The 26,536-nt window shown below is 63.4% G+C and carries 23 protein-coding genes and 1 pseudogene; 4 read left to right on the top strand and 20 right to left on the bottom strand.

All coding sequences use genetic code 11. The features are described 5' to 3' along the window. Positions 1–937 (bottom strand): annotated as a pseudogene (locus JT360_RS30920) (hypothetical protein); the annotation flags it as partial. A 76-nt stretch (positions 938–1,013) separates the two neighbouring features. Continuing rightward, positions 1,014–2,312, bottom strand: a complete 1,299-nt coding sequence (locus JT360_RS30915) for an adenylosuccinate synthase (protein ID WP_214476894.1) — start codon at positions 2,310–2,312, stop codon at positions 1,014–1,016. Between the two features lie 213 nt (positions 2,313–2,525). Between JT360_RS30915 and JT360_RS30910 the strand changes: the two genes are divergently transcribed. Continuing rightward, complete coding sequence (locus tag JT360_RS30910; protein WP_214476892.1) at positions 2,526–3,437, top strand: DMT family transporter; 912 nt, start codon at positions 2,526–2,528, stop codon at positions 3,435–3,437. A gap of 53 nt (positions 3,438–3,490) precedes the next feature. Here JT360_RS30910 and serA read toward each other — a convergent pair whose 3' ends face one another. The 5 genes from serA to glmM form a co-directional block, all read right to left on the bottom strand. Then, on the bottom strand, positions 3,491–5,092 hold the full coding sequence (serA, locus tag JT360_RS30905) for a phosphoglycerate dehydrogenase (protein ID WP_214476890.1): 1,602 nt from the start codon (positions 5,090–5,092) through the stop codon (positions 3,491–3,493). 60 nt (positions 5,093–5,152) lie between these two features. Next, the gene (locus JT360_RS30900) at positions 5,153–6,328 is read right to left on the bottom strand and encodes a phosphoserine transaminase (RefSeq protein ID WP_214476888.1); all 1,176 of its coding nucleotides are present in this window, start codon (positions 6,326–6,328) and stop codon (positions 5,153–5,155) included. A 200-nt stretch (positions 6,329–6,528) separates the two neighbouring features. Continuing rightward, positions 6,529–7,302, bottom strand: coding sequence for an outer membrane protein (locus JT360_RS30895; RefSeq protein WP_214476886.1), 774 nt, complete (start codon positions 7,300–7,302; stop codon positions 6,529–6,531). 212 nt (positions 7,303–7,514) lie between these two features. Beyond that, the gene (locus tag JT360_RS30890) at positions 7,515–8,360 is read right to left on the bottom strand and encodes an outer membrane protein (RefSeq protein WP_214476884.1); all 846 of its coding nucleotides are present in this window, start codon (positions 8,358–8,360) and stop codon (positions 7,515–7,517) included. Positions 8,361–8,592: 232 nt separating this feature from the next. Further along, positions 8,593–9,945: a phosphoglucosamine mutase gene (gene glmM, locus JT360_RS30885; RefSeq protein ID WP_214476883.1), complete on the bottom strand. Its 1,353-nt coding sequence runs from the start codon at positions 9,943–9,945 to the stop codon at positions 8,593–8,595. 298 nt (positions 9,946–10,243) lie between these two features. Between glmM and JT360_RS30880 the strand changes: the two genes are divergently transcribed. Next, positions 10,244–11,110, top strand: a complete 867-nt coding sequence (locus JT360_RS30880; RefSeq protein ID WP_214476880.1) for a hypothetical protein — start codon at positions 10,244–10,246, stop codon at positions 11,108–11,110. A 175-nt stretch (positions 11,111–11,285) separates the two neighbouring features. Here the strand turns inward: JT360_RS30880 and JT360_RS30875 are convergent, their stop codons facing one another. Both JT360_RS30875 and JT360_RS30870 read right to left on the bottom strand, forming a co-directional pair. Next, entirely contained in the window at positions 11,286–12,161 is an 876-nt protein-coding gene (locus tag JT360_RS30875) for an NAD(P)-dependent oxidoreductase (protein WP_214476878.1), read from the bottom strand. Between the two features lie 29 nt (positions 12,162–12,190). Then, on the bottom strand, positions 12,191–12,955 hold the full coding sequence (locus tag JT360_RS30870; protein ID WP_214476876.1) for an SDR family oxidoreductase: 765 nt from the start codon (positions 12,953–12,955) through the stop codon (positions 12,191–12,193). A gap of 185 nt (positions 12,956–13,140) precedes the next feature. Here JT360_RS30870 and JT360_RS30865 point away from each other — a divergent pair, with 185 nt between their 5' ends. Continuing rightward, entirely contained in the window at positions 13,141–13,509 is a 369-nt protein-coding gene (locus JT360_RS30865) for a winged helix-turn-helix transcriptional regulator (protein ID WP_214476874.1), read from the top strand. Between the two features lie 177 nt (positions 13,510–13,686). On the opposite strand, the gene ftsH is transcribed toward JT360_RS30865, so the two are convergent. The 9 genes from ftsH to ybgC all read right to left on the bottom strand — a co-directional run bounded on the left by ftsH (position 13,687) and on the right by ybgC (position 23,717). Then, complete coding sequence (gene ftsH / locus JT360_RS30860) at positions 13,687–15,615, bottom strand: ATP-dependent zinc metalloprotease FtsH (RefSeq protein ID WP_214476871.1); 1,929 nt, start codon at positions 15,613–15,615, stop codon at positions 13,687–13,689. Positions 15,616–15,737: 122 nt separating this feature from the next. Further along, a complete protein-coding gene (gene tilS / locus JT360_RS30855; RefSeq protein WP_214476869.1) occupies positions 15,738–17,126 on the bottom strand; it encodes a tRNA lysidine(34) synthetase TilS in 1,389 nt (462 codons plus the stop codon). Between the two features lie 58 nt (positions 17,127–17,184). Further along, positions 17,185–18,294 (bottom strand): tol-pal system protein YbgF, encoded by a 1,110-nt coding sequence (gene ybgF, locus JT360_RS30850; RefSeq protein ID WP_214476867.1) that lies wholly within the window; start codon positions 18,292–18,294, stop codon positions 17,185–17,187. 225 nt (positions 18,295–18,519) lie between these two features. Continuing rightward, positions 18,520–19,026, bottom strand: coding sequence for a peptidoglycan-associated lipoprotein Pal (gene pal / locus JT360_RS30845; protein ID WP_214476866.1), 507 nt, complete (start codon positions 19,024–19,026; stop codon positions 18,520–18,522). A gap of 247 nt (positions 19,027–19,273) precedes the next feature. After that, on the bottom strand, positions 19,274–20,557 hold the full coding sequence (tolB, locus tag JT360_RS30840) for a Tol-Pal system beta propeller repeat protein TolB (protein WP_250889191.1): 1,284 nt from the start codon (positions 20,555–20,557) through the stop codon (positions 19,274–19,276). A gap of 66 nt (positions 20,558–20,623) precedes the next feature. After that, entirely contained in the window at positions 20,624–21,781 is a 1,158-nt protein-coding gene (tolA, locus tag JT360_RS30835; protein ID WP_214476860.1) for a cell envelope integrity protein TolA, read from the bottom strand. Between the two features lie 7 nt (positions 21,782–21,788). Next, positions 21,789–22,241: a protein TolR gene (gene tolR, locus JT360_RS30830; RefSeq protein WP_027047494.1), complete on the bottom strand. Its 453-nt coding sequence runs from the start codon at positions 22,239–22,241 to the stop codon at positions 21,789–21,791. 12 nt (positions 22,242–22,253) lie between these two features. Continuing rightward, positions 22,254–22,964: a protein TolQ gene (gene tolQ, locus JT360_RS30825; protein ID WP_214476858.1), complete on the bottom strand. Its 711-nt coding sequence runs from the start codon at positions 22,962–22,964 to the stop codon at positions 22,254–22,256. A gap of 273 nt (positions 22,965–23,237) precedes the next feature. Continuing rightward, positions 23,238–23,717 carry a tol-pal system-associated acyl-CoA thioesterase gene (gene ybgC, locus JT360_RS30820; protein ID WP_214476856.1) on the bottom strand — a complete coding sequence of 160 codons (480 nt, stop codon included), beginning with the start codon at positions 23,715–23,717 and terminating at the stop codon, positions 23,238–23,240. 56 nt (positions 23,718–23,773) lie between these two features. Between ybgC and JT360_RS30815 the strand changes: the two genes are divergently transcribed. Next, positions 23,774–25,024, top strand: coding sequence for a glycoside hydrolase family 5 protein (locus JT360_RS30815; protein ID WP_214476854.1), 1,251 nt, complete (start codon positions 23,774–23,776; stop codon positions 25,022–25,024). Positions 25,025–25,037: 13 nt separating this feature from the next. Here JT360_RS30815 and JT360_RS30810 read toward each other — a convergent pair whose 3' ends face one another. Beyond that, on the bottom strand, positions 25,038–25,934 hold the full coding sequence (locus JT360_RS30810) for a metallophosphoesterase (RefSeq protein ID WP_214476852.1): 897 nt from the start codon (positions 25,932–25,934) through the stop codon (positions 25,038–25,040). Between the two features lie 145 nt (positions 25,935–26,079). After that, positions 26,080–26,536: Holliday junction DNA helicase RuvB C-terminal domain-containing protein (locus JT360_RS30805; RefSeq protein WP_284732059.1), on the bottom strand; the 457-nt coding region annotated here is incomplete at its 5' end.

Here is a 26,536-nt window from a genome sequence, read left to right as displayed (position 1 = left end):
GGGGGGGGGCCCCCGGGGGGGGGAGGGGGGGGGGGGTGTGGGGGGGGGGGGGGGGGGGCAGCGCAGCGACGGATTCACCCTCGCCTATGCCGCTTTGTCCAGCGGCCGGGCCGGGATCGGTTTCGCCGCCTTCAGGCGTCAGCCGCTGTGTGAATTTCGTCGCTTCGGCGGCACCTGCGGGGGGTGCTGGAGGCGGCGCCGCATCGGTCGCCGGCTTGGCCGGCGCCGGTTTCACCGGTTCGACCTTTACAACCTTGCTACCGCCGTCCAGGCCCAGCATCTTGCTGAACGCAGCCTTGTTCAGCCAGATGCCATAGCCGCCGCCGGCAACGACCAGCAGGACGACGACAGCGGCGATCAGCCCGCCATAGCAGCGCTTGCGCTCCGCCGGGCGCAGCCGCTGGAACGTATCGGCGGCCGCCGGCTCGTCGTCATTCGGAAAGACATCAGCCCGGTCATCGTCCTGCTCCCCATCCGTGCCCGGCAGCGAGTCGTCGGCTAGGTCAGGGGCTGCCGGCCGCGCCGGCACGGGCTTTTGCCAGTTCGGCTCGGCCCTGGCTTCGGGCGGCGGCGCGGGCCGATAAGGCTCTGTCTTGGCGGCTGGAGGCGCCGGCCACGCCGGCTCCACGTTCGCCGGCTGACGCGTGTGGTTCGGCTGGTTCTTGTTACGGTCTATGGAGGAGAAGATATGTTCCAGTTCGGCGAGCGGGTCCGTTTCCGGAACGCTCTTGGCATAGTCGCGCTCGACACTCCCGATGGCGTCTTCCAGCGAGCGCTTCTGCGTGGTTATGGCTTCGGTGGCCAGCGGCGGCGAATATTCCGAAAGCTTCTTCGCCAGCATGGTACGGACGCTTTGATAAATACGCGTACGCTTTTCGGGCGTCTCGTCGCCGTGCTTGTCGAGCGCCTTTTTCAGAATAGCAACGAAATCTGCCATGCTTCAGTCGACCTGTATTTTGCTTCCGCGCCGGCCCCTGCAAATCAGCTGCGATGCCCGGGAAAGGCTCCAGAAACTAGTCTTGAAACGGATCGGTCACAAGTATCGTGTCGTCCCGTTCCGGGCTGGTGGAGAGGAGTGCTACCGGCGCGCCGATCAACTCCTCGATGTATCGGACATATTTGACCGCCTGGGCCGGAAGATCGTTCCAGCTGCGCGCGCCGGCGGTGGTGCCTTTCCACCCCTCCAGTGTCTCGTAGACCGGTTCGACACGGGCCTGCGCGCCCTGGCTCGCCGGCAGGTAGTCGATCATCTCGCCGTCAAGGCGGTAGCCGGTGCAGACCTTGATTTCGTCCAGTCCATCGAGCACGTCGAGCTTGGTCAGCGCGATGCCCTTGATGCCGTTGACGGCGACGGCCTGGCGCACCAGCACCGCGTCGAACCAGCCGCAACGGCGCTTGCGCCCGGTGACGACGCCGAATTCATGGCCGCGCGTGCCGAGGAATTCGCCGATCTCGTTCTTCTGCTCGGTCGGGAACGGGCCCTCGCCGACGCGTGTCGTGTAGGCCTTGGTGATGCCGAGCACATAGCCGATGGCGCCAGGACCGACGCCCGAACCGGCGGCGGCCTGCCCGGCGACCGTGTTGGACGAGGTGACGAACGGATAGGTGCCGTGGTCGATGTCGAGCAGCGTGCCTTGCGCGCCCTCGAACAGGATGCGCTCGCCGGCGCGCCGCTTGTCGTCGAGCACCTTCCAGACCCGGTCCATATACGGCAGGATCTGGTCGGCGACCGAGGTCAATTCCGCCATGATCGCGTCATGCGTGACTTCGCCGTGGCCAAGCCCGCGACGCAGCGCATTGTGGTGCGTCAGCAGCCTGTCGACCTTCAGGGGCAGTGTTTCCAAATCCGCCAGATCCATCACCCGAACCGCGCGCCGGCCCACCTTGTCCTCGTAGGCGGGGCCGATGCCGCGGCGGGTCGTGCCAATCTTCGTTCCGGAATTGGTGGCGGCATCCTCGCGGAATCCGTCCAGTTCCCGGTGCAGCGACAGGATAAGCGCTGTGTTTTCGGCTATTTTCAGGCGATCCGGCGTCACTTCGACGCCTTGGGCCTTGAGTTTCGCCACTTCGGCCACGAAAGCATGCGGGTCGAAGACCACGCCATTGCCGATGATGGACAGCTTGCCCTGCCGCACGACACCGGACGGCAACAGCGACAGCTTGTAGACCTTGCCGTCGACGACCAGCGTGTGGCCGGCATTGTGGCCACCCTGGAAACGCACCACGACATCGGCGCGCTCCGACAGCCAGTCGACGATCTTGCCCTTGCCTTCGTCGCCCCACTGCGAGCCGACGACCACCACATTGGCCATGTTTCTTTTCCCTTGAGACGCCGCCGAGCGGCTTGGATATGGTTCGAAACGACAGGCCTCTATAGCGTCAAGACCTCGCGAGCGCGACCTTTCTTTGCCGCCGAAAATGCCCTGAGGCACAACAATTTTCGGCTTTGACATCATTTACTTGGGCTTGCGGGGGCAATAGGCCGGCAAACACCGCAACTCATCCGCCGCGGCCGGAATCCCCCGATGCATCGAAGCGCCTACATATTCCTGCTGCTCACCACCTTGCTGTGGGGCGGCAATTCGGTGGCCGGCAAGCTGGCGGTCGATCACGTTTCGCCGATGACGCTGGTCTTCCTGCGCTGGGTGCTGGCAGTGGCGATCCTGCTGCCGATCGGCTGGCGCACGATCCAGGAGGACTGGCCTGTCGTGCGCAGGCACTGGTTCGTCCTGGCAGCACTTGGCGCCAGCGGCTTCACCCTGTTCAACACCATCTTCTACACCGCGCTCAACTACACGACGGCGATCAACGTCTCGATCGAACAGGCGGCGATGCCGGTCCTGATCATCGTCGCCAATTTCGTCTTCTTCCACCTGCGCGTCAGCTGGGCGCAGATTGCCGGCGTCGTGTTGACCATCGCTGGTGTGATCCTGACCGCCTGCCACGGCGATCCGCGCCGGCTGTTGACGCTGGAACTCAATTTCGGCGACGCCATCATGCTGGTCGCGGTCATCCTCTACAGCGGCTATTCGGTCGGGCTGCGGCTGAAGCCGGCGATGCGCTGGCAGAGCCTGATGCTGGCCATGTCGATCGCAGCGCTGGTCACTTCGCTGCCCTTCTTCCTGTGGGAGATCGCCGCCGGCAAGGTCATCGTGCCCGACGCGCGCGGCTGGACGGTCATCGTCTATACCGCGATCGGCGCCTCGGTCGTCTCGCAGATCTTCTACATCAGGGGCAACGAGCTGATCGGCGCCAACCGCGCCGGCCTGTTCATCAATCTGGTGCCGATCTTCGGCACGCTGCTTTCGGTGCTGATCGTCGGCGAGACGTTCCAGCTCTATCAGGCGCTGGCACTCGTGCTCGTGCTGGGCGGCATCGCGCTTGCCGAATCCAGCGGACGCAAGATGGCGATGCTGCCGTCAGCCAAGAGGCGCTGAACGAAAAAGGCGCGGGACCAGCCGCGCCTTTCTATCTTTCACGACAATCCGGATCACACTCCGCCCACGTCGAACTGCAGCCGCTTGGCCGAGTCGATCGACTTGTGCGACCGCACCTGCTCCAGCACCTTTTCCGGGAACGGCGCATCGAGATAGAGCAGCGCGATGGCGTCGCCGCCCGGCCGGTTGCGGCCAAGCTGGAAGTTGGCGATGTTGACGCCGTTCTCGCCGCACACCGTGCCGAGCAGGCCGATGATGCCGGGCGCATCGGCATTGGTCGTGTAGAGCATGTGCTGGCCGACTTCGGCGTCGAGGTTGATGCCCTTGATCTGGATGAAGCGCGGCTTGCCGTCCGAGAAGCAGGTGCCGGCGATCGAGCGCGTCCTGTGCTCGGTCGTGACGGTCAGCTTGATGTAGCCGTCGAACACGCCCGACTTGTCGCGCTTGACCTCGGCGACGATGATGCCGCGCTCCTTCACCATGATCGGCGCCGACACCATGTTGACGTCGGAGACCTGCGGCCGGATCAGCCCGGCAAGTGCCGCACTGATCAGCGCGCGCGTGTTCATCGTCGCGGTCGAGCCGTCGAACAGGATCTCGACCTCCTTGATCGGATCCTCGGTGACCTGGCCGACAAAGGCACCGAGCACTTCGGCGAGCTTGACGAAGGGTTTGAGCCGCGGCGCTTCCTCGGCCGTGATCGACGGCATGTTGATGGCATTGGAGACCGCACCCTTGATCAGGTAGTCCGACATCTGCTCGGCGACCTGCAGCGCGACATTCTCCTGCGCTTCCGCCGTCGAGGCGCCGAGATGCGGCGTCGCCACAACATTGTCCATGCCGAACAGCACGTTCTGCTCGGCCGGTTCGACCTCGAACACGTCGATGCCGACGCCTGCCACTTTGCCGCTCTTCAGCGCCGCGACTAGGTCGGCCTCGACGATCAGCCCGCCGCGCGCGCAATTGATGATGCGCACGCCGTTCTTCATCTTGGCGATCGCCGCGGCATCGATGATGTTGCGCGTCTTGTCGGTCAGCGGCGTGTGCAGCGTGATGAAGTCGGCACGGGCAAACAGCTCGTCGAGCTCGACCTTGTCGACGCCGAGTTCCTCCGCGCGTTTATCCGACAGGAACGGATCGAAGGCGATGACATGCATCTTCAGCCCGACGCCGCGCGTGGCGACGATCGAGCCGATATTGCCGCAGCCGACGACGCCCAGCGTCTTGCCGGTGATCTCGACGCCCATGAAGCGGTTCTTTTCCCATTTGCCGGCATGGGTCGAGGCGTTGGCTTCCGGGATCTGGCGGGCGAGCGCGAAGATCATCGCGACGGCATGTTCGGCTGTCGTGATCGAATTGCCGAAGGGCGTGTTCATCACGATGATACCCTTGCGGCTCGCCGCCGGGATATCGACATTGTCGACGCCGATGCCGGCGCGGCCGACAACCCTGAGTTTGGTGGCGGCGTTGATCAGCTTTTCGGTGACCTTGGTCGCCGAGCGGATGGCGAGACCGTCATACTGGTCGATCACCTCAAGCAGCTTTTCCTTGTCCTTGCCGAGGTCGGGCAGATAGTCGACTTCGATGCCGCGGTCTTTGAATATCTGCACGGCGGTGGTGGAAAGTTTATCCGAGACGAGAACGCGGGGCGCCATGGCGGCCTCCTTAAAAAATGGGTTGTCGGGAAATGGCGGCCCGCAGGCCGCCATGAAATCTCAGGCCGCCGCCTTCAGCGACGCCTTCTGCGCGGCGAAGGCCCAGTCGAGCCAGGGCAGCAGCGCTTCGAGATCGGAGGTCTCGACCGTCGCGCCACACCAGATGCGAAGTCCGGGAGGCGCGTCGCGGTAGGAGCCGATGTCGTAGGCGACGCCTTCCTTGTCGAGCGCCGAGACGAGCCCCTTGGCGAAAGCTGCCTGCCCGTCCGGGTCGAGTGCCGAGACTTGCTGGTCGGTGAAGGACATGCACACCGACGTGTTCGACCGCGTCGCCGGCAAGGCGGCGAGATGCCCGAGCCATGCGGATTTGCCGACGAACCTGTCGAGAACCGCGGCATTGGCATCCGCCCTGGCGACCAGGGCATCCAGGCCGCCGATCGACTTCGCCCAGCGGAGCGTGTCGAGATAATCCTCGACGCACAGCATCGACGGCGTGTTGATGGTCTCGCCCTTGAAGATGCCTTCGATCAGCTTGCCGCCGGAGGTCAGGCGGAAGATTTTCGGCAGCGGCCATGCCGGCTTGTAGCTCTCCAGCCGCGCGACGGCACGCGGCGACAGGATCAGCATGCCGTGTGCGCCCTCGCCGCCCAGCACCTTCTGCCAGGAGAAGGTGACGACATCCAGCTTCTGGAAATCGAGCCTTTGCGCGAACGCAGCCGACGTCGCGTCGCAGATGGTCAGGCCTTGGCGGCCGGCCGGAATGAAATCGCCATTCGGCACCCGCACGCCGGATGTGGTGCCGTTCCAGGTGAAGACCACGTCGCGGTCGAAATCGATCTTTGCGAGGTCCGGCAACTCGCCATAGCCGGCTTCGAGCTTGCGGACGTCGGCGAGCTTCAGCTGCTTGACCACATCGGTGACCCAGCCGGAGCCGAAACTCTCCCAGGCGACCATGTCGACGCCGCGTTCGCCGAGCAGCGACCACAGCGCCATCTCGACAGCACCGGTGTCGGATGCCGGCACGATGCCGATGCGGTAGTCCGCCGGGACCTGGAGGATTTCGCGCGTCAGCTCGATCGCCTGCTCGAGCTTGGCCTTGCCGATTTTGGCGCGGTGGGAACGGCCGAGCGCGGCATCTTTGAGCGCCTCGACCGACCAGCCGGGACGTTTTGCGCAGGGACCTGAGGAGAAATTGGGGTTTGCCGGACGGAGCCCGGGCTTCGTATGCGTCGTCATCGTGGTCTATCCTTCCAGATAGTGGCCCCTCGTTGGGGAGGGGTGGCCCACGGACGGCGATATGCGTTCAGGCCTCGGGCGTCAAGAGGAAAGTTTTTGTCGCACCCGGGATACCGGCCATCTGTAACAAGAATGCCATGCGCAAAACCCGAACGGCGGACCCGAGGATCCGCCGCCAAAATCCTGGGTCTGCAGCAGGCCTACCAGAGGTCGTAGCGCAGCCCTAGCTTGACCTGGTGATTGCTGATCCCCTTGTGGATCGGAAACGAGGTCAGGCTCGCAGCGGTCACGTATTCGGCATCCGGTGCCGAAAAATACTGATAGCCCAGATCAACCGAGACGTTCTTCGACACCTGGTAGGCAAGGCCCGCATTCAGCGTATAGGCGAAGGAATACTGCGTCTTGTCGTCGGTTTGGACGAAATCGTCGGTGGGGTCGCTATTGTTGGTGAAATAGCTCGCCGAAAGCTTGCGCGTGCTCTGCACGATGCCGACGCCACCGCCCAGATAGGGTGTGATCCCGACATAAGTGCCGAGGTCGACGTAACCGTTGAGCATGAGCGAGTACGCGTAATTCTTCAGGTCAGCCGATGCCACGGTGGCGGTTGCCGGCGGTGTTACAATCGCGGAATCGTTGTAGCCAATCCCGATCTTGTTGCCGGGGAGATAGCCGAGATTGAGATCGGCGCGCAGATAATCGGTGAAGTGGTAGCCAAAGCCGATGCTGGCAAAGATCGGACTTTCTTTCTCGTCGAAGCTCGCCGGTGTGAAGGCGAAATCATCGTTCTTGAAGCTCTTCTCCACCAGATAGGAAACATCGCCGCGCAGATACCAGCCGGAGCCGACCTCGACCGGCACGTAATCGGGCGCCTGGTCGACATAGACCGGCGGATCATAATCGGCGGCGAACGCTGATGTCACCGGCAAGAGCCCCAGTCCGGCAAGCGCCAGCACAATACGCGATGTGAGTGTCATGGTTCCCCGACTCCCGGATTGGCGACGCCTGCAATCACGGCGGCAGCCATCGTTTCAAGGAGCATTGTTAACCATAGTGGTTAAGTGCCGGTTAAGGCTAACAGAGCGTTAGCGAATTCATTTCGGGCGGACAGACTTCCATCCAAACGGCCAAAACAAAAACCGCCCGGCTGGCGCCGAGCGGCTCGTGAATTCTTCGGAAAGTGGAAGCGTTACTTGGTATAGATCGGCTCGGGTTCAGGCTGGTAGGCCACGACAGGTGCGGCGCACCCATTGTTGCCGCCGAACTGATAGCGCAGGCCGCCGCGTACTTCGTGGGTGTTGAAGCCGTGATCGAAGCCCGGCCCGGCGCTGCTCGCATCCCATTCGAACATGCGGCCGCCCTGGATATGGGAGAAGCGATAGCCCGCATCGAGGATGATCTTGTCGGTCAGGCAGTAGGAAGCGCCGGCCATGACCGCATAGGCGAAGCGCCAGTTCGACGCGCCGGGGTTGGTCTCGGTCGTGTTCGGATCATGGACAGTGTCCCACTTGATGTGGGCGCCACCGATACCGGCACCGACATAGGGCGTGATGCCGTGCCAGGTGCCGATATCGACATAGGCGTTGGCGAGCAGCAGCAAGGCGCTCATTTTCGACACTTCAGTCGAAGTCGTGACTGGAGTAGTGGAGGTATCCGATGTTCCGCCGTTGAAGTTCGACTTGAACCAATAATCGGCGGTCAGATCGGTGCGGAAGTAATCGTTGATCTTGTAGCCGACGCCGCCGCCGAGCGAGAAGCCGCCCTTCAGCTTGCCGAAATCGAAGCTTTTACCGCCCGGGACTATGTTGCCGCAGCAGTCGAGGTCGTAGGTCATATAGTCGATGCCGCGCACGCTCGACTTGTGGTAGTCGAGGTCGCCGCGGATGTACCAGCCGCCGACGTCGGCGACCGGCTGCTCGTAGACCGGCGGTGGCGCTTCTTCGACCTGCGGCTCCGGCAGGTCGGCCGCAAAGACGGGCCAGGCCAGACCCGCGAACAGCAGCGCGAACAGGGCCTTTCTTGCTGTATTGAACATGCTTGTCACCCCTAGAAACCCTCGGAACGGCGATCGTGTCCGAATGAGATTGGCTTTCAGGCGTGGATAATGAATTGCAAAAGTTAAAACGCGTTTAACCCTGTCGGTTAACCACGAATCTGTAAAATCCAGAAGATTCGAAGGTGATTTCGACAGCCGGATCCGGTTCTCCGGCCAGCAAAAAGCCCGCCGGAAGGGCGGGCTTCGATGCAACGCCTCGGGCGCCCGGAGATCAGGCGGCGCTACGGGTTTCCGAGAGCACCTCGACGATGTCGTTGACGACCGCCTCGACCAGCTGCGGATCGTCGCCCTCGGCCATGACACGGATCAGCGGCTCGGTGCCGGATGGCCTGATGACCAGCCGCCCGGCTTTGCCCAGACGCTGGCGTGCATCCTCGATGGCGGCCTTGACCGGAGCTTCCTCGAGCGGCTTGCCACCGTCGATGCGAACATTCTTGAGGAGTTGCGGCACGGGTTCGAACTTCTTCGACAGTTCGCTGACAGGGCGGCCCTGGCGCTTGATGCAGGCCAACACCTGCAGCGCCGACACCAGGCCGTCGCCCGTGGTCGAGAAATCCGACAGCACGATGTGCCCCGACTGCTCGCCGCCGACATTGAGCCCATGCGCTCGCATATGTTCCACGACATAGCGGTCGCCGACCTTGGTGCGGTGCAGCTGCAGCTTCATGTCACCAAGGAAGCGTTCAAGGCCGAGATTGGACATGACGGTCGAAACGACGCCGCCGCCGGCAAGGCGCCCACTCTGGTGCCAGGACTCGGCGATCAGCGCCATGATCTGGTCGCCATCGACGATCGCGCCATTTTCATCCACGATGACGACGCGGTCGGCATCGCCATCGAGCGCGATGCCGATGTCGGCGCGCACTTCATGCACCTTCTTCTGCAGGCCGGCCGGATGGGTCGAGCCGCATTCCTTGTTGATATTGAAGCCGTTGGGCTCGACATTGATGGCCACGACTTCAGCGCCGAGTTCCCACAATGCCTCGGGCGCCACCTTGTAGGCCGCGCCATTGGCGCAGTCGACGACGATCCTGAGACCCGAAAGCGACATCGAGCGCGGCAGGGTGCGCTTGGCGAATTCGATGTAGCGGTCATGCACGCCGTCGACGCGCTTGGCCCGGCCAAGCCCGTCGGAATCGGCGAGCGCCAGTTCGATATCCTTGTCGAGCATGCTCTCGATGCGCTCTTCGATCTCGTCGGAGAGCTTGTAGCCGTCTGGCCCGAACAGCTTGATGCCGTTGTCGTAATAGGGGTTGTGCGAAGCCGAGATCATGACGCCGATATCGGCGCGCAGCGAACGCACCAGCATGGCAACAGCCGGCGTCGGGATCGGGCCGAGCAGGAACACGTCCATGCCGGCGGCGCACAGACCGGCCACCATCGCATTCTCGATCATGTAGCCGGAAAGCCTCGTGTCCTTGCCGAGAACGACACGATGGCGGTGGCTGCCGCGCTGGAACGAAAGGCCTGCGGCCATGCCGACGCGCATGGCGATTTCGGCGGTCATCGGAAACTTGTTGGCGCGCCCGCGGATGCCGTCCGTACCGAAGTAATTTCCTGCCATGCTGGTCGGTATCCCCGATTGTTCTTAGCCGGCACGTCATGCCACAAATTGGCCGGTGCGCCATGATCACATTGTGTGATTATATGTTACCAATTCTTAGAAATTCATTGTTGTGCACTGCACACAACACGGCCGCAGCCTTACACGATGGCGCCACGGTGTTGCAATATACCAGTTTTGCGAGCTATTCGGCGCAGACGCACGCGGAAAATCTTGTTTTTGGCATCTGGCGCAACCGACCGTTGAGCGTTATTGATTCGCCGGGACGTATAATGGGCTGCTGCAACGGAGAAACGCTATGCTCATCCACCGACTTGCCACTTTGACCGGCCTCGCCGTAGCAACATTGTTCCTGGCTGCGCCAGCCCACGCGCTGACCATGGCCGAATGCAGCACGAAGTATAATGCCGCCAAGGACGCGGGGACACTTGCCGGGGCGACCTGGAACCAGTTCCGCAAGGCGCAGTGCGGCACCGACGCCGCGGCGACCACGGACACCAAGCCGGCCACGACCAAGGCCGCTGAAACCACCAAGCCTGCCAAGGAGACCAAGCCCGCCGCCGCGGCTGCCGACAGCACGGCCAAGGGCCTGACAGCCAAGGAATGCAGCACCAAGTACCAGGCGGCGAAGGCTGCCGGCACGCTGAACGGCATGAAGTGGAACGACTTCCGCAAGACCGAATGCGCCGCCGGCGCATCCGCGGCGGCCGCTGACACGACCAAGCCGGCAACCACCAAGCCAGCAACCTCCAAGGCTGCCGCGGCGGCTCCCGCCGCCAGCGGCGGCAAGAGCCTGAGCATGGCTGAATGCAGCACCAAGTACCAGGCCGCGAAGACGGCGAATACCCTGAAAGGCATGAAGTGGAACGACTTCCGCAAGGCCGAATGCGGCGCCGCCGCCTCGGATGACGACACCGTGCCTGCCCCCAGCGAGGCAACCTTCAAGAGCGAGCCTGAAAAGCCGACTGCTGCGGCACCCAAAGGTGTCACGTTCCCCTCCGCGATCTCGCCGAAATTTGCCACCGAGACCCCGGCCAAGGGCCGGATGCATACCTGCCTCGAACAGTATTATGCCAACAAAGACGCCAACACGCTTGGCGGTCTCAAGTGGATCCAGAAGGGCGGCGGCTTCTACAGCCTCTGCAATGCCAAGTTGAAGAGCTGAACGAAGCCAACGGCTGAAAACAAAGCCCGCGAGCCGCAAGGTCCGCGGGCTTTTTTGCTGAGCTGATGCACGTCGCCCAAAAGTGACTTGGTTTTGGCGGAGGGACATGCATGAAAACAAATATCTGAAGCGCGTCGCATGAATCCATTTTGACGCTACGCGCTTTAGACCAGCTTCAGTTGCCTTGATTTGAGAGCTGTAGGAGCGCGACCAGGCTTGAAAGATCGGCGTCAGTTCTGCCGGCAGCCACCCCGCGTTTCATGAGGCTTTGCATCGGCAAAACGAGTTCAGTGCTGACTTCGGCCGCCCTGCTGGCGTCGACCAGATTGACATAGGCATCAACCTGCATACCCAGATTGGAAACGACATTGCTGGTGTGAACGCCGCTGTCGACCTGCTCCGCCCATTTCGGCAACCCGCCTTGCATGGCCTGAAGCCACGACATCAGCAACGGCATGAATTCCCCGGCCGGGATTCCAGCCGCGCCGGTCAGCGCCAGCGCCTGCAGGACACCAGCGAACAGCCCATACATTCCGGCCAGAAGCGAGATATCGTAGAGGGGTGCGAGACCCGCATCCTCGCCAAGATATCTGCTGGTCCCGAGCGCATCGAGCCGCCCTGAATGGGCGTCGAATGCTTGCCTGGGGCCGCTATAAAGGGTCAAGGCATGCTGCCCGCCGATCATCGGCGGCACGGCCATGATGCCACCATCGATATAGTGGGCGCCGTATTTGGTGGCCCAGACGGACATCGCCCTTGCCTGCTCAGGTGTACCGTTGGTGAGATTGACAAATGTGCGACCCGACAGCGCTTCCCGTGCAGGATCAATCACCTCATGGACGGTGTCATAGACAAGAAGGCACGCCACGATCAGAGGGCTCGATCTGACGGCTTCCTCGACGCTTGCGGCCACGATGGCTCCCTTGACCACCAAAGCTTCAGATTTTGCCGGTGAACGGTTCCACACCGTCACCGCATGTCCCTTGTTGAGAAAGGCTTCGGCGAGCGCCGTGCCCATGGCGCCGAGGCCGATTACCGCGATATCGCTCATCCTGCTTCTCCTTTGTTTGCTTGCGGGGGTCACGCCGGCACCGGGCTCAGATCCTGGCCAAGGCCGCCGTCGACGGTCAGCCGCGCGCCCGTGGTGAAGGTCGCGTCGAATGCCAGGAACAGCACCGCGCGCGCCACCTCCTCGCCCGTGCCGTGACGCTTCATTGGCGTGACGGCATCGCCTATCCTCATGAAGGCGGCCCGCTCTTCGGCGGAAGCTCCGGCCACACCCATGGTCGGCGTATCGATGAAACCGGGGCTGACCACATTCACGCGGATCCGGCGCGGCAGGAGCTCGGCGGCCAGCACCTTGGCGAAAGCGCGAACTGCCGCCTTCGATCCGGAATAGACGCTCATGCCGGCGGTGCCGGATTCGTCGGCGACCGACGAGGTGAAGATTATGGCGCCGCCATCCCTGATCAGCGGCAGCAGGCGCTGCGCGGTGAAGAACGCGCCTTTCGCATTGATGTTGAAGGCGTAGTCGTAACTATCCTCGGTGACACGCTCCACCGGTTCGAGATTGGCAACCCCGGCATTGATGTGAAGGAAATCGATCCGGCCGAGCTTCTGTCCCACTTCGGCCCCGAGTGTGACGATATCGGCCATGTCGCTGATGTCGGACCGCACGACATGAGCCCGGGAAAACAGCCTCGCGCGGGCGGCGTCGATATTGCGCTGGTCGCGTCCGGTGACCAGGACTTCGGCGCCGCCTTCGGCCAGGGCTTCGGCGACGGCAAGTCCCATGCCGTGCGTCCCGCCGATCACCACGGCCTTCTTGTTTGTGTATCGTGTCATGATCCATCCTCTTTCGACAAAATCCGGCCGCCGACGGTCTTTGCAGGCCGAAGCGAAATACCGATATGATGTTGTGGTGTTCGCCGGTATTGGCGATCAGGTCCGAAGCTATGGACCGGCTTGGTTTTTCTCAAGTACCGACAAAAATGTAAGCCACCCACCGATTGCTCAGAATTGGATGAAACATGGGAAAGAAACAGCCAGATAGTTGCGGACTGGGGCCGGCACTTGAGGTGATCGGCGGCAAATGGAAAGCATTGCTGCTCTGGCAGATACACAAGGCGCCGGCGCGATTCGGCGAACTGAAGCGGCTGGTGCCGGACATCAGCGAAAAGATGCTGATCCAGCAGTTGCGCGAGATGGAGGCCGACGGCATCATCAATCGCGCAGCCTTCCCCGAAGTGCCGCCGAGGGTCGAATACTCGATCACCGAATTCGGCATCGAGCTGGACAATGCTCTGATCCCGCTCGCCAGATGGGGCAAGCAACACGCCGGCCGGACTGACGGGCAGCGCCCTGGCAAGGCAGCCGCACCCGCGCCGCACGCTCTTTGACTGGTTGACCCGAGCATTCCACGAAAAATGTGAAACGATTTTCCGTCTGGAGTCGCGTCAAAACAAAGAGTCGGAGCGGTTCGCCGTTTTCGTTAATCGGTGAACTGCCCTACCCCCGAACAGCAAAACGCCGCGGATTGAAGCCGCTGCGTTTTTCTTGAAACCAGTAGTCTCAACTCAGCTTGTCGGCTGCGGCTCCATGCCGCCTTCGGGCTCGGGGCCCTTCTTGCGGCGGCCACCGGACTTCGGCACGGCCGAGCCGCGGCTGGGCGGCGTGTCGTCTCCGAGGTCGCGCGCCGGCTTCTGCCCGGCGATCAGCTGCTTGATCTCTTCGCCTGAGAGCGTCTCGTATTCGAGCAGGCCCTGCGCCAGCGCGATCCATTCCTTCTTCTTCTTGGTCAGGATGGACTTCGCCGTCGAATAGGCCTCGTCGATCAGGCGGCGCACTTCGGCGTCGATGATCTGCGCTGTCTCTTCCGAGATGTTCTGCGTGCGCGCCACCGAATGGCCGAGGAACACTTCCTCCTGGTTGTCGCCATAGGCGACATGGCCGAGCTTGTCTGAGAAGCCCCAGCGTGTGACCATGGCGCGCGCCAGCTTGGTCGCCTGCTCGATGTCGGAGGAAGCGCCCGATGTGATGTTCTCCTTGCCGAACTTGAACTCCTCCGCAACGCGGCCGCCCATCATGATGGCGAGGCGCGAGATCATGTATTTGTAGCTCATCGAATAGCGGTCGCCTTCTGGCAACTGCATGACCATGCCGAGCGCCCGGCCACGCGGGATGATCGTTGCCTTGTGCAGCGGATCGGCCGACGGCACGTTGAGCGCCAGGATGGCGTGGCCAGCCTCGTGATAGGCGGTCAGCTCCTTCTCGGCCTGGGTCATGGCCGACGAGCGGCGCTCAGCGCCCATCATGATCTTGTCCTTGGCGTCCTCGAACTCGGCCATGGTGACGAGGCGCTTGTTGCGCCGCGCCGCCATCAGCGCGGATTCGTTGACGAGGTTCATCAGGTCGGCGCCGGAAAAGCCCGGTGTGCCGCGCGCGACGACCTTGAGGTCGACATTGGGCGCCAGCGGCACGTTGCGCACATGCACCTTGAGGATTTTCTCGCGGCCGACGATGTCGGGGTTCGGCACCACCACCTGGCGGTCGAAACGGCCTGGTCTGAGCAGCGCCGGATCGAGCACGTCGGGACGGTTGGTGGCGGCGATCAGGATGATGCTTTCGTTGGATTCGAAACCGTCCATCTCGACCAGGAGCTGGTTCAGCGTCTGCTCGCGCTCGTCATTGCCGCCGCCGAGGCCGGCGCCGCGATGGCGGCCGACAGCATCGATTTCGTCGATGAAGATGATGCAGGGCGCATTCTTCTTGGCCTGGTCGAACATGTCACGCACGCGGCTGGCGCCGACGCCGACGAACATCTCGACGAAGTCCGAACCGGAAATGGTGAAGAACGGCACGTTGGCTTCGCCGGCGACCGAGCGCGCAAGCAGCGTCTTGCCGGTGCCGGGAGGGCCGACCAGCAGCACGCCGCGCGGGATCTTGCCGCCGAGGCGCTGGAATTTCTGCGGATCGCGCAGGAACTCGACGATCTCTTCCAGGTCTTCCTTGGCTTCGTCGACGCCGGCGACGTCCTGGAAGGTGACGCGGCCATGCGCCTCCGTCAGGAGCTTGGCCTTCGACTTGCCGAAACCCATGGCGCGGCCGGATCCAGACTGCATCTGGCGCATGAAGAATATCCAGACGCCGAGGATGAGGATCATCGGCAGCCATGAGATCAGGTAGCCGAACAGCGAATTGGAACCGTCGGTTTCTGGGCGCGCATTGATGGTGACGTTCTTGTCCTGCAGCCGCGAAACCAGCTGCGGATCGCCGGGCGAATAGGTCTGGAAGCCGCTGGAATTGTCGGTGTAGGTGCCGGTGATGCGGGCGCCCGCAATGGTCACCGTCTTCACCCGGCCGGCCCCGACATCCTGCAGGAACTGCGAATAAGGCACATCGCTCGAAGCCCCACGCGTCTGCGGCGTCTGGAACAGATTGAAGAGGGCGATGAGCAGGACCGCTATGATCGCCCAGAGCGCGAGGTTGCGATAGTTCGGATTCATCAATTGTCCCGTTGGCGTCCGCGGACGGACAGCATCATGAGAGGAAACTTGGGCCTAACATAGGGAGAGCACTTCCCCTTGCCAAGCATAACAGCATGTCTGGGTTAAGCTTTCGATCACCATCAACCGGCACTGTGGCCACCGAAAGGCAAGGCGGGAAGCGGCGATGCGCCGATCAGCCCGGCGACGGCCCGCGCCGGCGCCAGATCGAAGGAGGGCAGGAAGCGGGCAAAGGGTGCAACGACCGGCTGGGCCGCGAACCCTTGCGATGCCGGCCGATCAGGCACCAAACCCGGCCTCTCCGGGGCCTGCAGCAGCGCCGGTTCGGCGGCACGCGCGGCGCGCAGCAGGCTCTGCGGTGTTTCTTCCTTGGCGATTGCCAGCCGTTTTGCCGCCGCGTCCCCCAAGGGTGCGATCAACAATCCGCCGGACCTGTCGTGCAACGTGATACGGCGGCGGCCATCCCAAATGCTGCCGTCGATCGCGGCGGCGGCCCGAGGCAAACCGCGAGTTTCCCGGCGCAGGAAGATACCGGCGCGCCTGAAGTCAACCACCGTCCGCGACAATGTAGCGCAAAGAAATCCGGCCTTCAGCCGGCCGAACAGCGCCTCGCCGCGGGCTTGGTCCGGCAAGAAAGCAACCCCGCCGGTTGTCGCCACGAGAACGCGCAAGAGGTAGACGGCGGCGCGGTCGTCGCCCGCGGTCAGCAGAGCCGGATCGAGCCGGATGAGCCCCGCTGCCGGCTGGCTGGCAAAGCGAAGAATGAGTTCTGCGGCAGCCAAACCAAGCTGCGTGCGCTCCACGCCCGCCCGCGCCGCCAATGCCAGGGCGCCATCGACACGTTGCACGCCAGCGTCCCCGGCAAGTGCGGCGCGCACACGCGGCCGCTCGAAGCTTTCGTCGGCATTGGTCGGGTCGTCGGCCCAGCCGACATGTTCACGCTGCAAGAAATCGCGAAGCGCCGCACGCCGCGTGCCCAGCAGCGGACGCACGATCCACTCGCGCCAGTCATAAAGGGTGCCCGGTGCCATGCCGGCAAGCCCACGGCCTTCTTCGCGGTCCAGTCTCTGTTCGCCGGCCAGTCTCTCTTTGCGCACTTGCCGCATCAGCACCGTCTCGGCCTGGTCGTCCGCCGTGTGGCCGGTCACGATCAGACCGATGCCTTCGGCCCGCGCCGCCTCCGCCAGCAGCCGGTAGCGCGCTTCCCGCGCCGCCGCCGGCAGGCCGGTCGATGGCTTGCGTCCGGACCAGGCCAGGATGCGGTGGGCGATACCGCGCTCAGCGCACAGCTCGGCCACGGCTTGCGCCTCGGCTGCCGACCCTTGCCGCAGACCATGGTCGACCGTCACGGCCAGCAGCCTGACGGACGGTGCGGTTCGATCGAGATGATGTTTGAGAAGGAGAAGCAGGGCGGTCGAGTCGCTGCCGCCGGACACGGCCGCAACGGCGCCGTGGGTAAAATCGATATGTGAAAAAAGTCCGGTCGAAAGATCGGGCCCGGTGTCGAACATCAATGCATGTCGTCCAAAAGCGGTCCCGGTTTTGGGACTGCGGCATACCTGCGAAAAGTCAGCACGCAGCCAGGGCCTTCTCCTGCTTGACGCGTTCCTTCAGTGCACTGGAAATATCGGGGTAGCGCTTGCCGACCTCGCTGAAGGTGGCGCAGGCAACGTCGTGCTGCTTGAGGCCGACCAGCGACACGCCGAGCTTCAGCAGCATGTCGGGTGCCTTCTTGGCCTTTGGATAGTCCTTGCTGGCGGAGAGGAAGACCTCGGCGGCGTCGCGGTATTTCTGCTGGCCAAGCAGCGACTCACCCAGCCAGTAATGCGCGTCCGCCGTTTTCGCGTCCTTGGGAAAGCGGGAGATATGATCGCGAAAGCCCTGTTCGGCGGTGCTGTAGTCGCCCGACAGGATGAACTGATAGGAATTGCGGTAGAGTTCTTCCGGGTCGTTGGTGGAGGGCAGCGCCGCGACCACAGTGCCGTCGGACTTGCCGGTTTTGGCCGGCGCGCCGGTGGCAGGGGCGGTGTCTTGCGCCGGCGCGGTTGCCTGGGTGTTGCCATTGGCATCGATCACATTGCCGTTCTTGTCGACGGTGATGGAACCAAAGGTCTTTTCCGGCGCTCCCTTGCCCGGGATCACCTTGCCAGGATCGCCATCGGGAGATTCGACGATCACGTCCTCGACCGTCTTGCCGGATGTGGATTGGTCGCTGCGGGGCGCGGCGCCGGCATCGGCCGGCGTCCGCGTTGCCGGGGCCGCCGCCACGTCGGTGTTGGTGTCGGTGGTGGCGTCGGACTTCTTCTGCGCCGGCGGCTGCCCGTTTTGCGCGCCGCCTTCAAGCTGCTGGAAACGGAACTCGTTGTCTTCTTGCTGCTTGCGCATCTGTTCCTGCATTTGCAGGATCTGGAAATTGAGCTCTTCGATCTTGCCGTTCATCTGCCGCAACTGGTCTTCGAGCCCCGTCGCGGCGGCGCCGTTGGACTGCTGCGCAAGCTGGACCTGGTCCGCTTTCTTCTCGCCGAAGAGACGGGGCAGTTCGATCGACGGCAGATGGAAGGAAAAGCCGCTGTCGGTTGATTGCCCCGTGCCGCTCGCTCCCAAGCCGCTCGCCAGGGCGGTGACGCCTGATAGGAGCAACAGCGCAAGCGTGCCGCTCAGAACCGATCTCAAATGCATGTGCCTCTCGCAGTGTGTCGTTGGTCTGTCAGCGCCTTCCAATCAGAGTGGGACCAGCCAAGCGCCCTCGGCTCATAGCAGGGCGCGAGACTTCGGCCAAATTTTGTTTCTGGCGGCCGGATATGAAAAAGGCGGCCCGGGGGCCGCCTTTCGCGAAGCTGTGTTGCATTTCTGCCGCTATGCCGCTGCGCCGCCTCTTGAGGAGCCGAGCAGCCTTGGGATGGCTCAGGAACCGGTGCCGCTGAGCGTGGTGACCGCGCGGCGGTTCTGCGACCAGCAGGAGATGTCGTCGCACACCGCCACCGGACGTTCCTTGCCGTAGGAAATGGTCTTCAGGCGGCTGGAGGCGACACCTTTGGAGACGAGGAAGTCGCGGGCGGCGGCGGCGCGGCGGGCACCGAGCGCCAGATTGTATTCGCGCGTGCCGCGCTCGTCGGCGTGGCCTTCGACGACGATTGCATACTGCTTGTACTGGTTCAGCCACTGGGCCTGGCGGGCAAGCGTGGTCTGCGCGTCGGCGCGGATCGAGGACGAGTCCGTGTCGAAGAAGATGCGGTCGCCGATGTTGACGGTGAAGTCCTGCGCCGAGCCGGGCGTCGCCGCGCCGGCGCCGTTGAGGCCGAGATCGGCGGCGCTGTTCGGCGTCTTCTTCGAGGCGCAACCGGCGATGGCGAGCATCGCCACCAGCGCGATCATGACAGGGTTCCTGGTAAGTGCTGCGATACGGCCCATGCCGCCTCTCCTTCGCATTTCGAGTGATTTCGTTGATCACCCAGTAACCACGTTTGGGTTAACCGGCATTCAAGAAACACGGTTAAAATTTGGTTTAGGCCGCCGTCCGCGACCATTACGCCCAACGCTGAACCAGGGGCGACATTGCGCGCGGACCCTAGGCGGAAATGCGGCCAAAACGCGACCAATGCATGGAAAAGGAGCCGAAACCGGCCCCTTTTCAGCATGTGTGGCAATTCAGCCGAACCTATTCCAGCAACGGCGACCAGGCCGGGTCGGACGCGAAGTTCGCGGTCGGGATCGGCTGCTCGTTGCGGCCGGTCAAATCGACGGAAATCAGTTTCGGGCCGCCATTGGAGTCGCGGAAGAACATCAAGACGCGGCCGTTCGGCGCCCAGGTCGGTCCCTCCTGCTGGAAGCCGGAGGACAGGATGCGCTCGCCAGATCCGTCGGTCTTCATGACGCCGATCTGGAATTCGCCGCCGGTCTGCTTGGTGAAGGCGATGAGGTCGCCGCGCGGCGACCAAACCGGCGTCGAATAGACGCCATCGCCGAAGGAGATGCGGGTCTGGCCCGAGCCGTCGGCGCCCATCACGTAGATCTGCGCGCGGCCGCCACGGTCGGAGGTGAACACCACCTTGCTGCCGTCCGGAGAATAGGAGGGCGAGGTATCGATGGCGGTCGAGTTGGTCAGCCGCGTCGTCGAGCGGCTGCGCAGATCCATGGCGAAGATGTTGGAATTGCCGTCGTCGCGCAACAGGCTCATGATAACCTTCTGGCCATCGGGCGAGAAGCGCGGCGCGAACGTCATGCCGGGGAAATTGCCGACCAGTTCGCGCTGCCCGGTCTCGATCTGCAGGAGATAGACCCGCGGCTGGCCGCTTTCATAGGACATGTAGGTGATCTCTTGCCGGTTCGGCGAGAAGCGCGGCGTCAGCACGATCGACCGGCCGTCCGAGAGATAGCGGACGTTGGCGCCGTCCTGGTCCATGATGGCAAGGCGCTTCTTGCGCGCGTTCTTGGCGCCGGACTCGTCGATGAACACGACACGGGTGTCGAAATAGCCCTTCTCGCCGGTCAGCCGCTCGTAGATGGCATCGGCGATGATATGGGCGACGCGGCGCTGATTGGCGTCGTTGGCGAAGAACTGCTCGCCGGCCATCTGCTGGCCAGCAAAAGTGTCCCAAAGACGATATTGGGCGCGAATGCGGCCATCAGCTTCCTTACTGACGCTGCCGGTGACCAGCGCCTGCGCGTTGATCACCTTCCAGTCGTCGAAGCGGGGTGCTGCGTCCGGGTTGGATATCTTCTCGATGAAGGCGCTCTTGTCGATCGGCGCGAACAGGCCGGAGCGCTTCAGGTCAGCGGTGACGATCTGCGAAATCTGCGCGCCAAGCGCGTCACCGCCCTGGAAATCCGTGATCGCGATCGGCAGCGGCTCGACATTGCCCTTGTTGACGTTGAGCTCGACGAGCGCCCATGCCGGAGCGGCAGCGCCGACCATCGAGCCCAGCACTATTGTCGCGACCATCAGGAGCGGCTTGAGGATTGATTTCATGTCTTCTCGCTTCTCGTACTGATTTTCGGATGTCAGGGCCTAGAGGCCCAGCATTTCCCTTGGATCGAAGGTGACCCGGATGTCTGACCAGATGTCTTGCTTGCCGGCGGGAACCTGCAGGCCGGCCATGTCGCATTTCTGAACCGCGCGAACCGCGCTTTCATCGAACTGCCGGTTGCCGCTCGATTTTTCGACAGAAGGGCGGCCGTCAAGCTTGCCGGAAGTGTTCAGGTTGAAGCGGACCACGACGATGAAATTTTCCGAGCCTTCCAAGCCGGCCGGCAGGGTCCAGCAACCACCCAACTGGCTTTCCAGGGCGCCCTGCTCCGACTTCGACAGTTTCTGGCCCTGATCCTTGTCACCGCCGAGCGACGCCTGCTGCGTCGAGCGCTTGGCGCCGCCACCGGATGGCTTCTGCTTGTCGAGGAGCGCGGAGACCTCATCGGCATTGAACTGCTTGTCGTCGGACTTCGGTTTCGACGAAGCTTCCTTGACCGGCTTCTCGGCATCCTTGCGTTCCGGCGCCTTGGCGCTTTCTGCCTGTGCCGGCTGCGGCTTCGGCCGGGCTTCCGGCGCAGGCGCCGAGCTCGGCAATTGGGCCTCTTCGGTGGGCGGATCCTTCGCTATGGCCTCCGCGACTGCATCCGGCTTGACCTCGGGCGTCGGATCGATAGCTGCGGTCTTGTCCTGCGGCGGCGGTGTCGGCGCCGGCTTGGCCGGTGTCGGCTTGGGCTCCGTCTGCTTGACCGGCTCGGGCTTGACCTCTTCCTTGGGCTGCGGTGCCGGCGCCACTTCCGTCGCCGGAATGGGTTTCGGCTTTTCCCGCGGCTTCGGCACGTCCTCGGTCTTCGGCGTTTCCTTGGGGGTCGGCGCGGGCGGCGGGGCCGACGTCATATCGACAGGCTTCGGCTTGGCTTCGGGCGTTATCGGCTTGTCGGTGTCGACGCTGTTTTCGCCAACCTTCTGCGCGGCCGGCACGATATCGGGACGCTGTGTCGGCAAGGGCGCCGGCTTTTCATGCATCACGGCCTTCTTGTCGCCCTGCAAGGTCTGCGCAATGGCTTCCATCGGCACGATATCGACCGAGACGGACTCCACATCAGCCGTCGGAAGCGCAGCCGGCGCCGACAGCGTGAACAGGCCGAAAGCCAGCACCGCCGTATGCAAGATCACCGATGTGGTGAGGCCGGTCCTCATCGTGCGTCTACTGATCCTGTTCCTGCAGTGAAACCAGGCCAATATTCTTGTAGCCAGCCGCCGAAATGCGAGCCATCACCTTCATCGCGGTGCCATAGTCGGTCGACTTGTCGCCGCGGATGAAGATGCGCTCTTCATAGCCGGTCTTCGAGATCGCCTGCAGCTTGGCCACCAATTCCTCGATCGGGATCTCGGTTTCCTGGAGATAGATCTGGCCGGCGGCGTTGATCGAGACGGTGATCGGCTGCGTGTCGGCGTTCATTGCCTTGGCTTGCGTGTCGGGCAGGTCGATCGGCACGCCGACCGTCAGCATCGGTGCGGCGACCATGAAGATGATCAAAAGCACCAGCATGACGTCGACCATCGGCGTGACGTTGATCTCCGACATCAGCCCATGATGACGGCCGCGCCGCCGGTGGCCGCGCCCGCCGCGCCCTGCCATGCCTACGGACATACCCATCTTTTGTGCTCCTCAGGCCTTCGGCGCGACTTTTTCATCGATTTGGCGCGAGAGTATGGCGGAGAACTCGTCGGAGAACCCCTCCATGCGCACCGCTATCTTGCTCGCATCGGACGACAGCTTGTTGTAGGCGATAACAGCGGGAATGGCGGCGAGCAGGCCGATGGCCGTCGCCAGCAGCGCCTCGGCAATGCCGGGCGCAACCACCGCAAGACTGGTGTTCTTGGAGCCGGCAATGGCCTGGAACGAGGTCATGATGCCGATGACGGTGCCGAACAGGCCGATGAACGGGGCGGCCGAACCCGTGGTGGCGAGGAAGCCGAGACGCCCCTCCAGCTTCTCCATCTCGCGGGTCAGCGCCAGGTCCATGGCCTTGTCGATACGGGTCTGCAGCCCGAGCGGCGACTTGGCGCCTTTCTCGAAACTCTTCTTCCATTCCCGCATTGCCGCGACGAAAATGGCGCCCATGCCTGACGTCTTGCGGTCGGCGAGCGTGCGGTAGAGTTCCTCCAGCGACTGCCCGGACCAGAAAACCTGCTCGAAACGGTTCAGCGCCAGCCGCATGCGGCCATAGGCGACCAACTTGTCGACGATGATCGCCCAGGTCCACACCGAGGCGCAGAGCAGACCGATCATGACCAGCTTGACCACCCAGCTGGCCTGCATGAACAGGGCCCAAATCGACAATTGCGCGCCCGGTTCGGCGAGTGCGATATTTTCCATCGTTACGTCCTTAAGATTTTCCGGGCGAAGCTGGCGGCTGGCCCATGGCATCCCTTGTGGTCGGTTCGCACGAAGCTACCGGACACCCCAAACTGTGCCGTTAGCGGCCTTTTCGGGGCAAATATTGGTGAAAGGAAGGCGCCGGATAGCGCCGATCTTCACCAATATCTTCATGGACCGTTATGGTTAAGGATGGGTTAGTGGTTAAGGCGCGGCGCATTGCCGCGCCCCGGCGCCGGCGTCAGCGAAAAGCTGGGAGCGCGATCCGTGCAATCAGCTGTCGTTCAATGCCTTGGGCATGAAGGCTGCCACCCATTCCCTGGGAAAGCGTCTCGGCCGGCCATTCTCACCGATGATCGCCGCCTCGACCTTGGCCTCGACCAGCACCTCGTCGCCGCGCTTGAGCTGCTGCGCCATGAAGATGCGCGCGCCGGAAATCTCTTCGGTGCGGGTGTCGACGGTCAGGATATCGTCGATGCGGGCGGGGCTGCGGAAGTCGATCTCCATGCGGCGCACCACCCAGACTATTCTTTCGCCATGCTTGCCGTCGGCAAGTTCCGTGTGGTGCACGCCGGTGAGCCTCAGATAGTCGGAGCGGCCGCGCTCGAGGAATTCGAGATAGCGCGCGTGGTAGACGACGCCCGAGAAATCGGTGTCGGCATAGTAGACCCGCGCCATCAGCCGGTGGCCGAACGCCGTCAGCGCGCCGGAAAGCCCGGCCAGCAGCGTCTCCGATTCACCATGATCGCCCATTGCGCTTCCTTTTTCAGTCGCGGCGAGGCACCAGTTCGGCGCGTGACTGGCATCGGATGGCACTGTTGACGGCGATGATCAAGAGTTTGATGGCGGCGTTGTTCGTGCTGATGGCCGTGGCTTGGCCCGGCCAGGCGGCAACCTTCTCGATGAAGCGCGGCCTCAACCTAGACCAGTGGGTCACCTGGCCCGGCGAGGATCAATGGGGCGATCGCAAAGCCATCCTGCCCTATCCGGAATGGCGCAAGTTCCTCAAAGAGGACGATCTCAAGGCGCTCAAGAGTGCCGGCTTCGATTTCCTGCGCATGCCGGTCGACCCCTCGCCCTTCCTGTCCGACCAGACAATGGCGTTGCGTGACGACCTCTATGCCAGCGTGCTGGACTCGGTGCGCATGATCAACCGCGCCGGCCTGAAGGTGATCGTCGACATGCACCTGATCCCGGCCGGCGGCAGCCGCAAGATCGGCATGGCCGAGGTGATGGACGATCCGCGGACCTTCGACCTCTATGTCGACATGCTGCGCAGGATGGCCCGCACCCTGGCCGCTGAGGATCCCAAGAAGGTCGCCGTCGAATTGATGAACGAACCGATCGTCGATTGCGACAGTGACGGCACCAGCCTGTGGCCGGATCGCCAGCGACAACTGTTCGCGGCGGCGCGATCCTCGGCCACGAAATTGACCCTGGTGCTGACCGGCGCCTGCTATTCCGCCGCGTCGTCACTGGAAAAGATAGATCCCAAGGCAATCCCCGACGACAATGTCATCTGGGCTTTCCATTCCTATGATCCGTTCTTGCTCACCCACCAGGGCGCGACCTGGGCCGGCGACTTCATCCCTTATGTGACCGGCCTGCCCTATCCTCTGACATCAGTGCCGAAGGCGCAGCTTGTTGTGACGCTCGACACCATCCGCGCCCGGATCAAGGCCGAGGCGCCATGGACACGGCAGAGCGGGCTGCTTGCCTATCTCGACGAGCAGGTCGCCGGCATGGACAGCCCCGACAAGCTCCATGGCCTGATGGATGCGCCGTTCATGAAGGTTGAGGCCTGGGCCAAGGCCAACGGCATCAGGCCGGAAAACATCACGCTGGGCGAGTTCGGCATGATCCGCCAGGAATACGGCAGCAGCTATGTGCTGCCGGCGCAGTACCGGGCCGCCTATGTCGAGGACATGATCGCGCGCGCCGAAGCGCACGGCTTCTCCTGGTCGGTGTGGAGTTATGGCGGCGCCTTCGGCATCGTCGATGCCTTCAATGGCGACAAGGCCGAGCCTGGCGCGATGGACGTGATCCGGTCACTCCACTGAGCTTTTCTTCAGATCAACCGAGATCGACCTGCAGGATTTCTGGCCGCACGCCAAAACGCACCGGTATGATGCTGAAGCCGAGCCCGCCCGAGACGATCAGATTGCGGTCGTTCTCGACGACATGGCCGTAGGCGTAGCGATTGCCGAAACGCGATGGCACGACAGGCGAATAGCCGAACAGCCGCACCTGTCCGCCATGTGTGTGGCCCGAAAGCGTCAACGAAACCCGCCCTGGCACAGTTGGGAAGATGTCCGGCTCATGAGCGAGCAGGATGACAGGCGCGCTGTCGCTGATCTTGGCCAGTGTGCCGTCGAGATCATCGAACCCCTTGAACCCGTCGCCACGCTTGGCCGGCAGCAGAGCCAGTTGGTCGGCGAGCCCAGCGATCCAGATGCCATGCCCATCCTTCTCAAGGCGCACGACATCGTTCTCCAGCACCGGGATTCCGACTTTCTCCAAAGCCTTGCGCGCTATGGTCGGCCCGGCTCCGGCGCGTTGCGCGAAGCCATCGTTCCACCAATCGTGATTGCCAAGGATCGACAGCACGCCGAGCGGCGCCTTGAGGCCCGACAGCGCGGACGCCCACTGCGATGGCGTGACCGGCCCCGTCACCAGGGGCATGCCCGCAATATAGTCGCCAAGCAGCACGATCAGGTCCGGCTGCAACGCGTTCGCATCCTCGACGAGCGAAGCGATCCGCTCCTGCGTCATCCAGGGCCGGCAGGCATGGATGTCGGCGAGCGCGACGACCCGCAGCTTCAGGCCACCAGGCCATTGCGGCGGCGTCAGCGCATAGCGCTTCACCTGCGTCAGCAGCATCGGCTCGAGGCCGACCGCATAGGCGCCGAGCGCGGCAGCCGTCAGGAACGACCCGCCGATGAAGCGCAGGAACCCGCGTCTGGTTATCATTTTGTGGCTCCGGCACTTGGATCGCGGCGGCTATAAAATCCACGATTGCGCCGGCAAATCGGCAAAGACGAGTAGATTTTGCGCAGAGCGTTCACGGATGCTTGATCCCTGGTGGTCTGGAACCTGCGCCTGACCGCTCGCGCCGCTACTCCTCCTGGAACAGATTGATCTGCTGCTGCGCCAGGTCCTTCGGCGCATCGAGGCCGAGATGGCGCCAAGCATTGGCCGTCAGCATACGGCCGCGCGGCGTGCGCTGGATGAACCCCTGCTGGATCAAATAGGGCTCGATGATGTCCTCGATGGCGTCGCGTGGCTCGGACAGGCCGGCGGCGATCGTCTCGATGCCGACCGGCCCGCCGCCAAAATTGCGCGCGATCATGGAGAGATAGCGGCGGTCGAGCGCGTCGAGGCCGAGCGCGTCGACCTCGAGCCGGGTCAGCGCTTCGTCGGCGATCAGGCGGTCGACATGGCCGTCGCCGGCGACCGAGGCGAAATCGCGCCCGAGCCCCAACACCCGCCCGCCAATGCCGGCCGGCCCCCGCGCGGCCCCCGCGCTCCCCCCCCCCCCGCCCCGCCCGGCGGCGTTTGGGGGGGGGCCCCGC

Origin of the sequence: Mesorhizobium sp. dw_380 (genome assembly GCF_018588885.1) — a bacterium.
Lineage (GTDB): Bacteria > Pseudomonadota > Alphaproteobacteria > Rhizobiales > Rhizobiaceae > Mesorhizobium.
Note: the sequence above shows the minus strand (reverse complement) of the source record. Positions and strands in the feature narration are given on the sequence as shown.

Bases quoted from the DNA above. Each gene is read 5' to 3' on its own strand.
- JT360_RS30915 (WP_214476894.1), bottom strand. From the start codon at position 2,312: ATGGCCAATGTGGTGGTCGTCGGCTCGCAGTGGGGCGACGAAGGCAAG.
- JT360_RS30910 (WP_214476892.1), top strand. From the start codon at position 2,526: ATGCATCGAAGCGCCTACATATTCCTGCTGCTCACCACCTTGCTGTGG.
- serA (WP_214476890.1), bottom strand. From the start codon at position 5,092: ATGGCGCCCCGCGTTCTCGTCTCGGATAAACTTTCCACCACCGCCGTG.
- JT360_RS30900 (WP_214476888.1), bottom strand. From the start codon at position 6,328: ATGACGACGCATACGAAGCCCGGGCTCCGTCCGGCAAACCCCAATTTC.
- JT360_RS30895 (WP_214476886.1), bottom strand. From the start codon at position 7,302: ATGACACTCACATCGCGTATTGTGCTGGCGCTTGCCGGACTGGGGCTC.
- JT360_RS30890 (WP_214476884.1), bottom strand. From the start codon at position 8,360: ATGTTCAATACAGCAAGAAAGGCCCTGTTCGCGCTGCTGTTCGCGGGT.
- glmM (WP_214476883.1), bottom strand. From the start codon at position 9,945: ATGGCAGGAAATTACTTCGGTACGGACGGCATCCGCGGGCGCGCCAAC.
- JT360_RS30880 (WP_214476880.1), top strand. From the start codon at position 10,244: ATGCTCATCCACCGACTTGCCACTTTGACCGGCCTCGCCGTAGCAACA.
- JT360_RS30875 (WP_214476878.1), bottom strand. From the start codon at position 12,161: ATGAGCGATATCGCGGTAATCGGCCTCGGCGCCATGGGCACGGCGCTC.
- JT360_RS30870 (WP_214476876.1), bottom strand. From the start codon at position 12,955: ATGACACGATACACAAACAAGAAGGCCGTGGTGATCGGCGGGACGCAC.
- JT360_RS30865 (WP_214476874.1), top strand. From the start codon at position 13,141: ATGGGAAAGAAACAGCCAGATAGTTGCGGACTGGGGCCGGCACTTGAG.
- ftsH (WP_214476871.1), bottom strand. From the start codon at position 15,615: ATGAATCCGAACTATCGCAACCTCGCGCTCTGGGCGATCATAGCGGTC.
- tilS (WP_214476869.1), bottom strand. From the start codon at position 17,126: ATGTTCGACACCGGGCCCGATCTTTCGACCGGACTTTTTTCACATATC.
- ybgF (WP_214476867.1), bottom strand. From the start codon at position 18,294: ATGCATTTGAGATCGGTTCTGAGCGGCACGCTTGCGCTGTTGCTCCTA.
- pal (WP_214476866.1), bottom strand. From the start codon at position 19,026: ATGGGCCGTATCGCAGCACTTACCAGGAACCCTGTCATGATCGCGCTG.
- tolB (WP_250889191.1), bottom strand. From the start codon at position 20,557: ATGGTCGCGACAATAGTGCTGGGCTCGATGGTCGGCGCTGCCGCTCCG.
- tolA (WP_214476860.1), bottom strand. From the start codon at position 21,781: ATGAGGACCGGCCTCACCACATCGGTGATCTTGCATACGGCGGTGCTG.
- tolR (WP_027047494.1), bottom strand. From the start codon at position 22,241: ATGGGTATGTCCGTAGGCATGGCAGGGCGCGGCGGGCGCGGCCACCGG.
- tolQ (WP_214476858.1), bottom strand. From the start codon at position 22,964: ATGGAAAATATCGCACTCGCCGAACCGGGCGCGCAATTGTCGATTTGG.
- ybgC (WP_214476856.1), bottom strand. From the start codon at position 23,717: ATGGGCGATCATGGTGAATCGGAGACGCTGCTGGCCGGGCTTTCCGGC.
- JT360_RS30815 (WP_214476854.1), top strand. From the start codon at position 23,774: ATGGCACTGTTGACGGCGATGATCAAGAGTTTGATGGCGGCGTTGTTC.
- JT360_RS30810 (WP_214476852.1), bottom strand. From the start codon at position 25,934: ATGATAACCAGACGCGGGTTCCTGCGCTTCATCGGCGGGTCGTTCCTG.